The organism is Noviherbaspirillum galbum, from assembly GCF_010974945.1.
In the GTDB taxonomy this organism is placed as follows: Bacteria; Pseudomonadota; Gammaproteobacteria; order Burkholderiales; family Burkholderiaceae_D; genus Noviherbaspirillum; species Noviherbaspirillum galbum.
The window spans coordinates 1-12,600 of sequence record NZ_JAAIVB010000072.1 but is presented as its reverse complement, the minus strand read 5'-3'; the positions used below and the strand labels follow the sequence as shown (position 1 = coordinate 12,600).

Annotated in this window: 11 protein-coding genes and 1 rRNA gene; 6 read left to right on the top strand and 6 right to left on the bottom strand. The window is 59.1% G+C overall.

The annotated features are described in order from the left end of the window. Window positions 1-67 precede the first annotated feature (67 nt). The 4 genes from G3574_RS20800 to G3574_RS20785 form a co-directional block, all read right to left on the bottom strand. The gene (locus G3574_RS20800; RefSeq protein WP_163967452.1) at window positions 68-1,267 is read right to left on the bottom strand and encodes a hypothetical protein; all 1,200 of its coding nucleotides are present in this window, start codon (window positions 1,265-1,267) and stop codon (window positions 68-70) included. A gap of 60 nt (window positions 1,268-1,327) precedes the next feature. Continuing rightward, window positions 1,328-2,485 (bottom strand): GNAT family N-acetyltransferase, encoded by a 1,158-nt coding sequence (locus G3574_RS20795; protein ID WP_163967469.1) that lies wholly within the window; start codon window positions 2,483-2,485, stop codon window positions 1,328-1,330. Between the two features lie 34 nt (window positions 2,486-2,519). Beyond that, the gene (locus G3574_RS20790; protein ID WP_163967468.1) at window positions 2,520-3,680 is read right to left on the bottom strand and encodes a GNAT family N-acetyltransferase; all 1,161 of its coding nucleotides are present in this window, start codon (window positions 3,678-3,680) and stop codon (window positions 2,520-2,522) included. A gap of 246 nt (window positions 3,681-3,926) precedes the next feature. Then, complete coding sequence (locus G3574_RS20785) at window positions 3,927-4,913, bottom strand: alpha-1,2-fucosyltransferase (RefSeq protein ID WP_163967467.1); 987 nt, start codon at window positions 4,911-4,913, stop codon at window positions 3,927-3,929. Between the two features lie 284 nt (window positions 4,914-5,197). Here G3574_RS20785 and mscL point away from each other — a divergent pair, with 284 nt between their 5' ends. Beyond that, the gene (mscL, locus tag G3574_RS20780; protein WP_163967464.1) at window positions 5,198-5,641 is read left to right on the top strand and encodes a large conductance mechanosensitive channel protein MscL; all 444 of its coding nucleotides are present in this window, start codon (window positions 5,198-5,200) and stop codon (window positions 5,639-5,641) included. 177 nt (window positions 5,642-5,818) lie between these two features. Beyond that, entirely contained in the window at window positions 5,819-6,775 is a 957-nt protein-coding gene (locus G3574_RS20775) for an alpha/beta hydrolase (RefSeq protein WP_163967462.1), read from the top strand. 138 nt (window positions 6,776-6,913) lie between these two features. On the opposite strand, the gene G3574_RS20770 is transcribed toward G3574_RS20775, so the two are convergent. Then, the gene (locus G3574_RS20770) at window positions 6,914-8,047 is read right to left on the bottom strand and encodes an ABC transporter substrate-binding protein (protein ID WP_163967460.1); all 1,134 of its coding nucleotides are present in this window, start codon (window positions 8,045-8,047) and stop codon (window positions 6,914-6,916) included. A gap of 578 nt (window positions 8,048-8,625) precedes the next feature. Here G3574_RS20770 and G3574_RS20765 point away from each other — a divergent pair. From G3574_RS20765 to tnpC, 4 genes are all read left to right on the top strand, one after another. Next, window positions 8,626-9,786 (top strand): alpha-hydroxy-acid oxidizing protein, encoded by a 1,161-nt coding sequence (locus tag G3574_RS20765; protein WP_163967459.1) that lies wholly within the window; start codon window positions 8,626-8,628, stop codon window positions 9,784-9,786. Window positions 9,787-10,027: 241 nt separating this feature from the next. Then, window positions 10,028-10,381 (top strand): IS66-like element accessory protein TnpA, encoded by a 354-nt coding sequence (gene tnpA / locus G3574_RS20760; RefSeq protein ID WP_235953537.1) that lies wholly within the window; start codon window positions 10,028-10,030, stop codon window positions 10,379-10,381. Further along, a complete protein-coding gene (gene tnpB / locus G3574_RS20755; protein WP_163967456.1) occupies window positions 10,378-10,713 on the top strand; it encodes an IS66 family insertion sequence element accessory protein TnpB in 336 nt (111 codons plus the stop codon). Before tnpA ends, tnpB begins: the two co-directional genes overlap by 4 nt. Before the next feature lie 60 nt (window positions 10,714-10,773). Further along, window positions 10,774-12,285, top strand: a complete 1,512-nt coding sequence (tnpC, locus tag G3574_RS20750) for an IS66 family transposase (protein ID WP_163967454.1) — start codon at window positions 10,774-10,776, stop codon at window positions 12,283-12,285. A 214-nt stretch (window positions 12,286-12,499) separates the two neighbouring features. Here tnpC and rrf read toward each other — a convergent pair. Further along, window positions 12,500-12,600, bottom strand: a 5S ribosomal RNA gene (gene rrf / locus G3574_RS29005); the annotation flags it as partial.

Genomic DNA, 12,600 nt, shown 5'->3' with positions numbered 1-12,600 from the left:
TATGGCATCGAAGCCATCGATGAAGGATCGATGGCTTCGACGGTTGCACCAGCCCGCAAGATGAAAATCAGGGGAACATGCGGATCCACGCGGTGCCATTGATGCCCGCGCCGCTGACCGTGGGTTCGCTGTTGACCGTGATGTCAGAACCAACCAGGTCCTTGGCAGCGACTGCAGGGAATTCGGCCGTTGCCGCGGCGGCAGGCCGGAAGATCCTGCTGAACGACGAGAACGTCACATGCATGGCAAAGTGGCCTGAGATCTGCTCCAGTCCGGCGAGGCTTTGCCCGGCCTGGGAAAACGCCTTTTCAAGGTCCATGTAGAGGATCTGGCTTCCCGTATCGCTCCCACGGTCGGGGATGTCCGTCAACTGAATTAGCTTCACCGACCCTTGCGGCAGCGGCAGGTCCGTGCGGATTTCCGCGCCGCTCGCTGTCTTCCCATACACATGCAGCTTGGCGCCGGCCTGCACGTTCACGGTATCCAGCTGCCCGGCGGCGTTCGTTGCCATTTCCACGTTGTCGAGGATGAAGCGCATGATTTCCGGCGACTGTCCGGCCGCGATGCCCGGTGAGTTCGATAACTCGGTCAGGTCGAAACCAATGCGGCCGACGACCTTCTGGCCGGCGACCTGCTGCGTGGCATCCGAGGTCAGCACGTTCTTGTCGAGGCGGATGCCAAAACCGGCAAGAGGCGCCGCCGGCGCGGCCGCCGTCGGTTGAACGCCGCATACGCCATCGTTCTGCGCGTTGCAGCCCTGGGATGCGGCGAATGACTCGAGGCCGGCGATCGGCGTCACCGCGCTTCCGGATGCGATGTCAACGATGCCGGTCTGTCCTTCGAAGACGTTGAGCCCGACCGGCAGGTAAATGACGCGGTTGGTACGGATATACAGGATCTGGTTGGCCACCATTTCCATGAATCCAGCCAGCTTGGCGTCGCTCGCCGGGCCGGTCGCCGTCGTGCCTGTGGTTGCCGGGGTCGTGCCCGTGGTGGTTCCTGTGGCACCGGGCGTGCCTGTCGTTCCCGTCGCGCCTGTTGTTGGCGGAGTGGATGTCGTCCCCGTGGCAGGCGTGGTCGGGGTTGCCGTCGAGCCCGTCGTTGCCGGCGTCGTGGGAGTCGCCGTCGTGCCGGTAGTGGCTGGCGTGTTTGAGGCGCCCGTCGTGGTCGTGCCGCTCGTAGATGAGGTGGAATCGCTGCCTCCGCCGCAAGCGGTCACGAACATCGCGGCGAGAATCACGGGAATAAGTCGTTTCTTGCTGATCATGGTGTACCTCTCTGAACTTTAGTGTTAACTTGCCCGATAGTCCCTACAAAACCATGCCGGTCAATCATCTCCCCCGGCCAGCCCTTTTGCCCGCTTGGCCCGGCGCAGGCGTTGAACCAGGCCTGCCAGCAAGCGATATCCCGGCCCTTCCAGCCGCTCCACGTCGTGCAGGAGCCACTGCTTCAGCAGCCATGCGCGGCCTTGCCATTCCTTTCGCGCAACCTCATGCATGGCGGCGAGGAACTGCAGGCGGTTGCGATAGATGTCGGCATGCTTCACGTCCACCCGCTTGGCGAGGAGACGGTATTTGTAGCCGTAGCGTCCCTGCAGAAGATGAAAGCGCCGCGCGCCGCGCGCGATTCCTTCGCAAATGGTGTGGTAATAGCAAAGGATCCCGAGGCTGTAGTCGTTGAACCTGGGATCATGAGCGATGACATGCATGAAGTAGTTGTCGCCGATCCTGAAGCCGATGGCGCCCGCCGCAACCTTGCCGTCGATTCTCGCCACGCCCACGATGCCGCGTTTCCTCGCGAAGTCGACGATCCAGTCGATTTCGGTTTCCGTGAAGCGCGGAACGATATTCTTGCTTTGCATCCGCATGCAGCTCAGCGCGATGATGTCCGTCAGGTCGCCGGCATCGATCTCCTGCTCGAGGTACAGCTCGTAGCGGTAAGACGGAAATGCCTTCTGCAAGGCGCTGGTATAGCGCTTGATGTTGCGCCGCATGTTCTTGCCGACGGCGGTCTCGTAATCCTTGACCGACGGCGGAAGGTCGACCACCATGTCCTCCCCGCTCACCGTCGCATGGCATGGAAACGCTACCGTCTCGAGCGGTGCCGTGACCTTGGGAAGGCGAATGCGCCGCACCGACGGGTAACGTTCGAACATATGGGTGGCAAAGCGGCTGAGCTCGGCATCGGACAGCGTGAGATACTCGCTGACCACCACGACTTCCGTGGCGTCGTGCTTGTAGGGAAGGGCCGCGACGGGCACGCCGTCACGGCTAGCGACATACAAGCTGGCATCCGCATAGGCTGCTTCAGCTTCGAAATAATGCGGCGAGCAATACAGGTGCGCATATACCTGATCGATCGCTTCCTTTCCCGCTGCCGGCAGTGACCCTTCATGACAGACGACATCGACGCCATCATCGGCGGCACTCGCCATGCTTGGCCTGGCGGCCGGAGAAATGGCGATCGTGGTATTGATTGTTTCCATGATTCTTGCGGTTCCCTGTTCTACGATCGCGGACTCAAGAGACGTTCGGCGGAGAATGACGCACCGGCACATCGGCCAGGACGCCGTGGGCGTCGGAGCGCATGCGTATCCGGTCCGCGCCGCGCTTCAATTTCTTCAAGCTGTTCATTGCCGTGTGCACTGCCCGTCCCGCGAAGCTCGAGTTGTCCTGGCGCCGGGCATGCGCCTCCGCCCAGTCCTTGATCTCGTAAAGTTTTCCGTTGATGCCGAATCGGATGACGGTGTCCGCATGGCGAAGCCGATGCAGCGATGACCTGAAGATCAGCACATCGCTCAGGTCATGCTGGACACCGAGCAACCGATACTTGTATTCGTAGCGTCCCCACAGGAAGTGGTACTCCCTGCCCTTGCGGCGAATGCATTCGCAGGCCGTGAGATAGCAGCAGAGCGTGCCCAATCCGTGTTCGTCGTAAGCGGGATCATGCGCAATTACTTGCAGGAAGTAGTTGTCCGCGACGCGATAATTGATGGTGCCTGCGCACACCTTGCCGTCGATCGTCATGATGGTCACCAGGCCGCAACGCTCGACCAGCGACATGATCCTGTCCGTCTCGGCGTCGTCGATGTAGGACGTCTTGAACCGGCTCGCCATGCGTGCGCGGTTCAGTTCGATCACCGCCAGCAGCTGATCTCGCGGCACCTCGCCACGTTCATAAGTGACCCACGACACGGTTGGATGGCAGCGCTTCAGCTTGTTGAGATAACGCTTGATGTACGCCCGGGTCGACTTGCCCATCTGCGCGAGGTATTGCTCCTCGCTGGCGGGAAGCGTGAGCACGATGTCTTGCGTCCGCTTCGCGGAAACCGACGGGAAGCGCTTCGTCGCGGCGCTCAGGATTGCCGTGAACGCGATCATTTCCACATCCGGATGGCGGTCGAATGCTTGCTCGGCGAACGCATCCACCGCCGCTGGCGGGAAGGCGCACTGCTCGTTGACCACGAGAATCCTCTTCCCCTCGTGCCGAAACAGGAACACCGCGACGGTCTTGCCATCGCTTTCCAGAACGCAGGCATGCGTGTCCGTAGCCAGCACACCGTACACAGAGTAGTACGCCGCCGAGGAGTGCAGGTGAGCATAAAGTTGATCCAGCATGCCGATGGCAGGATCAGGCAAGGCGCCGGAGTGCCATGTCACCTTGATAGCTTGGTTTTCCATGTATCGTCATTGCCAGACCTGGTCGATTCCTTTGCCGTGCTGTTTCCCGGACGCGATGACGCGTGCTTCGCAATGCCCGGGCCCGGCAGGATGGTCTGGCTTCCTTTCCTTCAAATGATTGTCGATATGGGGCGGTGAAGATTCGATAATTTGCTCCGGCTTGAGAGCACTCAATGGCAACGCGTGTCATCGACGGCAAGGCTGTTTCCGTCGGCATGGCGCAAGTCGCATTGCCGTTCGAATACCTCATGAATCAACGATCACCCAGTCCGGCAGGAAAAAATCATCCGGATGATTCATGTGGTCCAGCGCATTCATGCGCCGGGTACGCACCACGACCTTTTCCGGATGGCGATTCAGATAGGCGCCCCACCAGCTGAAAGAGCTGAATCCTGCAGTCACGTTATGCTTGCAACGGCTCATCAGGACCAGGTCTTCATAACCGTGCGCCGCGTCGTTATGATCAACATAGGTCAAGCGCCCGGGCAGCTTGAGAGCCGACTTGACCCAGTCGATGTCATCGGAGAACACGAAAAATTCCGGATCCTTCAGCCGCTCCCTGAAGTAGTAAACCGCGTTCCGGTAGTAGTCCTCGGTCAAGATGCCTTCGTACCAGCTGCGATATTCCGGGTCGGTAACGATATCTCCTCTCCGGACGTGGATGCTGACCGACTCGGCGGACCGCATCCGGCTCTCCATCGCCTGGCTTGCTGCCGACAAAGGCTCCTTCAGCATGAGGTCTTCAAGCAACTGCGCGCGGAGATGGTCGAAATAGCGGAACGAGAAGAAACAGCCGCGCAGGATGGAATCGTCGGGGAGCGACATGAGATCAGGCTTGTAGCCCCAGTCGCCTCGCGCTTCCTTGAAGAATCTCCGCTCCTGTCCGGACGCCTTCATGAGCAGCTGGGCAGGATCGACGCCATAGCGGCGGAACAGGCGGGCAGTCTGGCGGACGAAATCGTTTTCCTTCAGCCTCGACTTGACCGCGCTGTAGAAGCCGATGGTCGAATTGGTCTTCGCCTCGCCTTCCACCTGCCCGGGATAGTCCGCGCGAATGTTGAAGCGGTCCAGCTGGAACGAATGGCCGACATAGGATCCGTTATTGACGCCATTCCTGCAGTCGTTGTCCACGTCCAGGTACAGCCCCGTGCCCAGCTTGTCGGCAAGGGCTCTCGCGGCCGCATACATGAAAAGCTGATTTCCCAACCCGCTGTGAATCTGCACCACGATCATGGAACTTGCCTCAGCCACTCCCTGACGGGAATTGCATTCATTCAATTTAGTTGCAAGTTTGGACGGATGGCTGTGACCATTAGTGCCTGCGACTGACCTGAATCAGTCTTCTTTCCGCGGACCAATCGTTGGGTCAAGCCTGGATCATTGGAAAGCAGGGAAGGCAGGCGTGCGACAATGCCATAGGATTGCATAATGGGCACGGTAAATAGATTCAACTTTCCAAGAGGCCACGCCGTCCCCATAATGCGGTCATTCATTTCTTGTTAGCTAAGGGGAACTTCATGGGCATGATGCAGGAATTCAAGGAATTTGCCGTCAAGGGCAACGTCGTCGATCTCGCCGTGGGTGTCATCATCGGCGCCGCTTTTTCAAAGATCGTCGACTCGCTGGTTCAGGATGTCATCATGCCGGTTGCCGGCAGCATCTTCGGCGGTCTCGACTTCAGCAACTACTACCTTCCCCTGCACGGTCAGGGAACGACTCTCCCCTTGGCAGAGGCGAAAAAGGCAGGCGCCGTCCTGGCCTACGGTAACTTCATTACCGTTTCGCTCAACTTCCTGATCCTTGCCTTCGTCATCTTCCAGATGGTCCGCTTCTTCAATCGTCTCCGGCGGAACGCCAAACCGGCAGCAGAACCGGCTCCCGTGGTCGAGCCCGTCACGCCGGAGGATGTCGTCCTTCTCCGTGAGATCCGTGACTCGTTGAGGTCGACTGCGCGGGGCTAAGTCCTAACGCTGACTTCTGCCGTGTTCGTCGGCTCGCCCGCGGAATCGCACCTGTCTTCGCCAGGTTCGGTTCGCCTGACGCTGCCTTGCCATCGAACATCTTTTTACCACGAAGACTATGTTAGGCTGGCCAAGCCTAAAGCAACTCGAACAACATCAACCCGACGAGGAGACACTATGCTTCATCCGCAAGCCCGCGCCCTGCTCGATCTGATGGAACAGCGCGGCGTCCCGCCCACGCATACCCTGCCGGTCGAAGAAGCACGAAGCTTCTACCGCGATCGGCGGTTCTATACACAACCCGACCCGTCCAGTGCCGTGCACACGCAAGACTTGACTGCGGAGGCGGAGGGCCGTTCGATCAGGATGCGATGCTACAAGCCGGCATCGCCAGATCGCGTTCAGGCAAATCAGCGTCTTCCCATATTGGTGTATTTCCATGGAGGTGGCTGGGTCATCGGCGACCTGGAAACCCACGATGTCCTGTGCCGCGAACTTAGCCTGCATGCTGGATGCGCAGTCGTTGCCGTGGATTATCGGCTGGCGCCTGAGCATCGTTTCCCGGCGGCTGTGGATGATTGCGTCGTGGCGACGCGCTGGATCAGGGATAATGCGGAGTCGCTCGGTGTCGATCCGAATCGGCTGGCGGTGGGCGGCGACAGCGCCGGAGGCAACCTTGCCGCCGTCGTGGCGCTGAGCGCGAGAGACGCGGGCGATCTTTCCATTACGTTCCAGCTGCTGATCTATCCTGCAACGGACATGCGTCGTACCGCGCCATCCCATGAACGGAACGGCCAGGGGTATCTTCTGACCCAAGACACCATCCGCTATTTCCACGATCACTACATAACCGAAACCGACCACAATCTGGACTGGCGCGCGTCGCCGTTGCTGAGGGAAGACCTGTCAGGATTACCCCCGGCGTTTGTCTTGACCGCGGGCTACGATCCCTTGTGCGACGAGGGCACAATGTATGCGCAGCGCCTGAGCGAGGCTGGAACCCGCGCCACCCTGGTCTGCTTTGAGCGGCAGATACATGGCTTCATCACCATGGGAAAAGTTCTTCACGAAGCCAATGACGCGGTTCGACTCTGCGGCGATCAATTGCGCGCGGCGCTGGCTTCGGCTGGGTGACGCTGGCAAATCCCTAAAGGTATTTCCTGGCATCTCCCAGCCATCCCGCAGCGCCGCCATCAAGCCGAACGTTGCGGGTGGCAGGCTTGCCAAAGCCTCGCACGGGCGACAAACGCACGAGCGAGGCTGCCTGCTTCCTCAATAGTTCAGGCGTCCATTGAATCCCACAACACCGATATCGAGGTAATGCGACCCGCTGCGGTTGGTGTCGGAGAAGTTGATGGGGTACCCCGCCAGCTGATAGCCGTTCATGGAGGTCAATGCCTTCGTCACCTTTTCGGGCGTTGGATTCGATCCAGCCATGCGGACAGCTTCCAGCAAAAGCCTCGTGTTGATGAAGACCTCGAAGTTAGTGGGATTCGAGCTGATGCCCTTTCCATACGGGCTCTTGAGAAACGCTTGAAACTCCTTGGCCAGCGGCAGCGTTGTCGTCTCCGGATTGGGCACGACCTGGCTGATGCCCATTCCGCGGACCCGTTTTTCTCCCACCTCCGCGGCGAGCATCTTCGCGGGCACGAATGAAAGTGTGTAGATCTGGGAAGCACCTGCCGGCGCGTCATACACCTTCATGAATCGCGTGACGGCGTCCGGCACCCCCATCAGGAAAATGGCCTGTGGCTTGGCTGAGATCATCGCCTTTGCATGCTGCGTGAAATCGGTCTCACCAGTCTTGTAGGCCGTCTTGTTGATCACTTCGAAGCCATATTGCTCGGCTGCCTTGGCGACACTCTGATTGATGCCGGCGCCAAAACCATCGTCCTGGTAAAGCAGGGCAACGCGCTTGATTCCCAGCGTGGACACCAGCCTCGAAATCTTCATGACTTCGTCGGTGTACGTTGCGCGCGTATGGAAAATCTGCTCCGAACCGGGTCCGCGCAAGACATCAGCGCCGCTGAAAACACCCACGAGCGGCACTTTGGATTTATTCAGAATGCCTGATTTCATGACGGCGATGGCATTTGCCGTACCTACCGCATTGAGCAGGGCAACCACGTTATCCTTGTTGATGACTTCGTCGACAAGCGCGGCGGTTCGGCGCGGATCGTATTGGTCGTCCTTGGTCACGCGGACGATAGTGTTGCCGTTGATTCCGCCCTTGGCATTGATCATGTCAAAGTAGCCGTTGACGAGTGCCACCCCCTCCGCACCCGTCGCGCCATTGGGGCCGGTGATTCCGGAAACGGAACCAATTCTCACCTCCCCTGCGGTCGCAACGCCAGCCAGCGCGATTGCGGTAATCGATGCGGCCAGCATGTTCCTCAAAGTGCTCATCTTGTCTCCTCTTGTCGTTTTATGAAACGAAGTTTATGGTTGTCTTTAAGTTATTAAAGGCAACGTTTTAGAGAATAGCACGACCATGCTAAAAATAGCTCATCGGCAAGCAAGGAGTTGCAAAATGCGACATTTTTCGAAATCAGTCCCTACGGAAAACGAATTCTTGGTGTTGCTACGATCACGGCAAAAGGGCAAGCACTGATTGCGCATACAGCATTGACAAAACAAAGTTATACACTGGTCGACATAAAACAAAACCTTGGGCCAATGCTTGATTCCAACCGGCTGGATGATAAACATTTTTGCTTTAAGTCGATGATTTTAAAGTGTTTTTGAAATTGCTCATAAATTAGGCATTCTGTGTTGGGCCGCATCAGTGCTGCTTCGCGCCTTCGCCGAGGCGACTTACCCACAAAGTTATCCACAAGAAATGTGGGTATCCAAAAACCTTGTTAAATATCAAAGACTTGCCTTTCAAAGAGCCGGATTTTCTACCTTTCTTTACGGCCTAAGAAAAATTCCTGCCGTATGAAACGACCCGTTGGAACGAATAATCGACCCTCTGGAGATCACGCATGGCCCACTTTGGGGACTTTCAAAACGAGATTTATTTTGCAGGCCTCAGCGGGGTCATTCAGAAATGGCCGGTCGATTTTCCGACCTTGGAAAAGCGCGCGGCCGAGGCTATGTCAACCTCCCTGCTGAATTATGTACGTGGTGGATGCGGCGATGAGACTACGCAGGATAGAAATGCCAGCGCATTCAAGCATTGGGGCATGACGCCGCGCATGATGGTGGATTGCACTCACCGTCACCTAGACATCGAACTGTTTGGCCTGAAGCTTCCCAGTCCGTTGTTCATGGCACCAATCGGCGTCACGGGACTTTGTACCCAGGACGAGCATGGGGACCTTGCGGCTGCGGCGGCATCCAGGATGACAGGCGTTCCTTTGGTGGCTTCGACGCTGTCGAACGATCCGATGGAAGCGGTCGCTTCGGAACTCGGCGACGTGCCCGGATTTTTTCAACTCTATACGCCTAGAGACAAGGCGCTCGCGGAAAGCCTTGTTCATCGCGCCGAAGCGGCAGGGTTCAAGGCGCTGGTGGTTACCCTGGATACGTGGGTCACCGGCTGGCGGCCGCGCGACCTCAATACAGGCAACTTTCCCCAATTGCGTGGCCACGTCCTGACCAATTACACGTCGGACCCGGTGTTCCAGCGAATGCTCGGGCCAGCCATCAACGATCGGGCCACGGTGGTGCAGCGCTGGGCACAGACCTTCGGCAAGGTCTTGACGTGGGATGACATGGCATGGTTGCGATCGATTACCAAGCTTCCCCTTGTCCTGAAGGGCATCTGCCATCCGGATGATGCAAAACGAGCGGTCGACTGTGGCGCTGACGCGATTTACTGTTCCAATCATGGCGGGCGTCAAGCCAATGGAGGAATCGCCGCGATCGATCATTTGCCGCACGTCGTTGCGGCCGCGGGGGATACGCCCGTCCTGTTCGATTCCGGCGTCCGCTCTGGCACCGATGTGGTCAAGGCGCTTGCACTCGGCGCGCGCGCCGTCGGGATCGGCAGGCCTTATGTTTATGGATTGGCGCTTGGTGGTGCGGCCGGCGCCGCACACGTACTGAAGTGCATGCTGGCCGAAGCAGACTTGTTGATGGCCGTGAATGGGTATCCAAGCATTGATGCGGTGAGACGGGAGGGTGCGGTCAGGGTGTCATGAATGCGCGATGAAGCGTTAGGCGTCTGCGCGGCTTCAACAGCTCTGCAACAAGAAGATTTGGCTCATGAGCAACTACACGATGCGGCGCGGGTCCTTGACCGATTGCCAGACCAGTCGATGCTCTGCGTCATTAATTGCTTTGCTTGAAAAGCACCTTGGATCGTAAGCACCCGGCGAACACACCTTGCGGTAGCCCCGGCCGATAGGGATGATCGTGTCCACCTAAATAAGTGGACACCTCATGACAGAACTCATCCGTACGACACCACGCCGGCGCCGCCATAGCGCTGCCATGAAGGCGCAAATCCTGGCAGAGTGTGAACGTCCTGGCGCATCGATTGCCGCCGTAGCCATGGCACATGGCATCAACGCCAACCTCGTTCACAAGTGGCGTGCCCGCGCAGTGAGGCGTCAGGGCGCAACCGTTGCAGCTTCTGCCGCTTCGTTTGTGCCGGTACCCTTGCCGGCAGCCGGTATTGCAGCCTGCCCCGAGCTACGCATCGAATTGTGCCGTGGGCCGGTTAAGGCCATTGTCAGCTGGCCGCTGGCCGAGGCGGCGCAGTGCGCGGCCTGGCTGCGCGAGGTACTGCGGTGATCCGCGTCGATGCCATCTGGCTGGCCACCGAGCCGCTGGACATGCGCGCCGGGACTGATACAGCGCTGGCACGCGTGGTCAATGTGTTCGGTGCTGCCCGCCCGCATCATGCCTACCTGTTCGCTAACCGGAACGGCACTCGCATGAAGGTGCTGGTCTACGATGGCCTGGGGATCTGGCTGGCGGCTCGCCGGCTCAACCGCGGCCGCTTCGTGTGGTGTGGTGAAGCATCAGCGGCCACCATGGCGCTCAATGCCGAGCAGCTGCAGGCGCTCATCACCGGTCTGCCATGGAAGACGCTGGCCACTGACCACGCCATTGCGCTGGTCTGATGCCTCGTACGTATACTGTTTCTGTTCCCTTGCGGCACTGGTTCTGGCACACTGCCGCGCATGACTTCCACGACCGATCTCGCCCATCTCGACGCCGAAGCGCTACGCGCACTGGCCGCACGGCTGATGGCCGAGATGCAGGTCAAGCAAACGCTCATCGACAAGCTTACACACGAGATGGCAGTGCTCAAGCGGATCAAGTTTGCCGCATCCAGCGAAGCGTACACCGGTGAGCAGCAGCGTCTGCTGTTCGAGACGCTCGACACCGATATCGAAGCGCTGACGGCCGAGATCGAGCAGCTGGCACCGGCTAAACCGGCCGACGACCAGAACGAGAAGCGGCAGCCCAGGCGCGCCGCCTTGCCGGCATCGTTGCCGCGCAAGGATGTGCATCACGAACCTCACGCCACGACCTGCCATTGCGGTTGCCAGTTGCAGCGCATTGGCGAAGACGTGGCGGAGAAGCTCGACTACCAGCCCGGCGTCTTTACGGTAGAGCGCCATGTGCGCGGCAAGTGGGTGTGCCGGCAGTGCGAGACGCTGGTGCAGGCCCCGGTGCCGCCGCAGATCATCGACAAGGGCATCCCGACGGCTGCACTGCTGGCGCAGGTGCTTGTTGCCAAATATCTTGATCATCTCCCCTTGTATCGCCAAAGCGGTATCTATGGACGATCTGGGTTTGCGATCCCGGACACCACGCTGGCGCAGTGGGTAGGCGTATGTGGCGTGCGGTTGCAGCCGCTGGTCGATGCGTTGATCGAGCACCTGCTGGCGGAATCGGTATTGCATGCCGACGAAACACCAGTGGCAATGCTCAAGCCAGGTCTTGGCAAGACGCATCGTGCGTACCTGTGGAGTTACTGCAGCACCAGTATCAACACGATGAAGGCCGTCGTGTTCGACTTCGCCGAGTCGCGTGCCGGGCGCCATGCTGGCGAATTCCTGGGTAACTGGCGTGGCACGTTAGTCTGTGACGACTTCGCTGGTTACAAGGCGTTGTTCCGAGAGGGCATCGTCGAAGCAGGCTGCATGGCACACGCGCGTCGCAAGTTCCACGAACTGTATGCGAACCACAAGAGCCAGATCGCCGAAGAAGCGCTGAAGCTGTTTGGCGTGCTGTACGACGTTGAGCGGCAGGTACAGGGGTTGGACATCAAAGCCAGACAAATGCTACGGCACAAGCTGGGCAAACCGGCAGCCGATACCTTGCACGCCTGGCTGTTGGCACAACGCCAGCGTGTGCCGGAAGGCAGTGCCACTGCCAGGGCGATCCATTACAGCCTGGAGCGCTGGGGAGCACTGACGCGCTATCTCGAAGATGGCGCGGTGCCGATCGACAATAACTGGGTCGAGAACCAGATCCGTCCGATTGCCCTTGGCCGGAAGAATTGGCTATTTGCCGGTAGTCTGCGAGCCGGGCAGCGCGCTGCCGCGGTGATGAGCCTATTGCATTCGGCCCGGCTCAATGGCCATGACGCGCATGCCTACATGAAGGATGTGCTTGAGCGCTTGCCCACGCTGCCGGCCAGTCGGATCGACGAATTGCTGCCGCATCGCTGGACGCCTGCCTGATCCCATCGTTCAGCAATCAACGATAACGTCAAGACGGGATCGCCGGGTGCTTACCTTGGATCTCCGAATTGCGGTTAGGGACAGCCGCAAGCAGGCGGTGCGCATGGTCAGCATGCGACGTGCAACCAGCAACCTGCGGTGAGTGGCGCAGACGTTTGGCGCGCGCAAAAGCAAAAACCCCAGCCGCGGGGAGCGACTGGGGTTTGCATGGGGAGCCTGACGATTACCTACTTTCACACTGGTTGCAGCACTATCATCGGCGTGGAGTCGTTTCACGGTCCTGTTCGGGATGGGAAGGGGTGGGGCCAACTCGCT

Excerpts from the sequence above, each read along its gene's own strand:
- tnpC (WP_163967454.1), top strand. The coding sequence starts at position 10,774 with ATGACTTCCACGACCGATCTCGCCCATCTCGACGCCGAAGCGCTACGC.
- G3574_RS20800 (WP_163967452.1), bottom strand. The coding sequence starts at position 1,267 with ATGATCAGCAAGAAACGACTTATTCCCGTGATTCTCGCCGCGATGTTC.
- G3574_RS20775 (WP_163967462.1), top strand. The coding sequence starts at position 5,819 with ATGCTTCATCCGCAAGCCCGCGCCCTGCTCGATCTGATGGAACAGCGC.
- G3574_RS20795 (WP_163967469.1), bottom strand. The coding sequence starts at position 2,485 with ATGGAAACAATCAATACCACGATCGCCATTTCTCCGGCCGCCAGGCCA.
- mscL (WP_163967464.1), top strand. The coding sequence starts at position 5,198 with ATGGGCATGATGCAGGAATTCAAGGAATTTGCCGTCAAGGGCAACGTC.
- tnpA (WP_235953537.1), top strand. The coding sequence starts at position 10,028 with ATGACAGAACTCATCCGTACGACACCACGCCGGCGCCGCCATAGCGCT.
- G3574_RS20770 (WP_163967460.1), bottom strand. The coding sequence starts at position 8,047 with ATGAGCACTTTGAGGAACATGCTGGCCGCATCGATTACCGCAATCGCG.
- G3574_RS20765 (WP_163967459.1), top strand. The coding sequence starts at position 8,626 with ATGGCCCACTTTGGGGACTTTCAAAACGAGATTTATTTTGCAGGCCTC.
- G3574_RS20790 (WP_163967468.1), bottom strand. The coding sequence starts at position 3,680 with ATGGAAAACCAAGCTATCAAGGTGACATGGCACTCCGGCGCCTTGCCT.
- G3574_RS20785 (WP_163967467.1), bottom strand. The coding sequence starts at position 4,913 with ATGATCGTGGTGCAGATTCACAGCGGGTTGGGAAATCAGCTTTTCATG.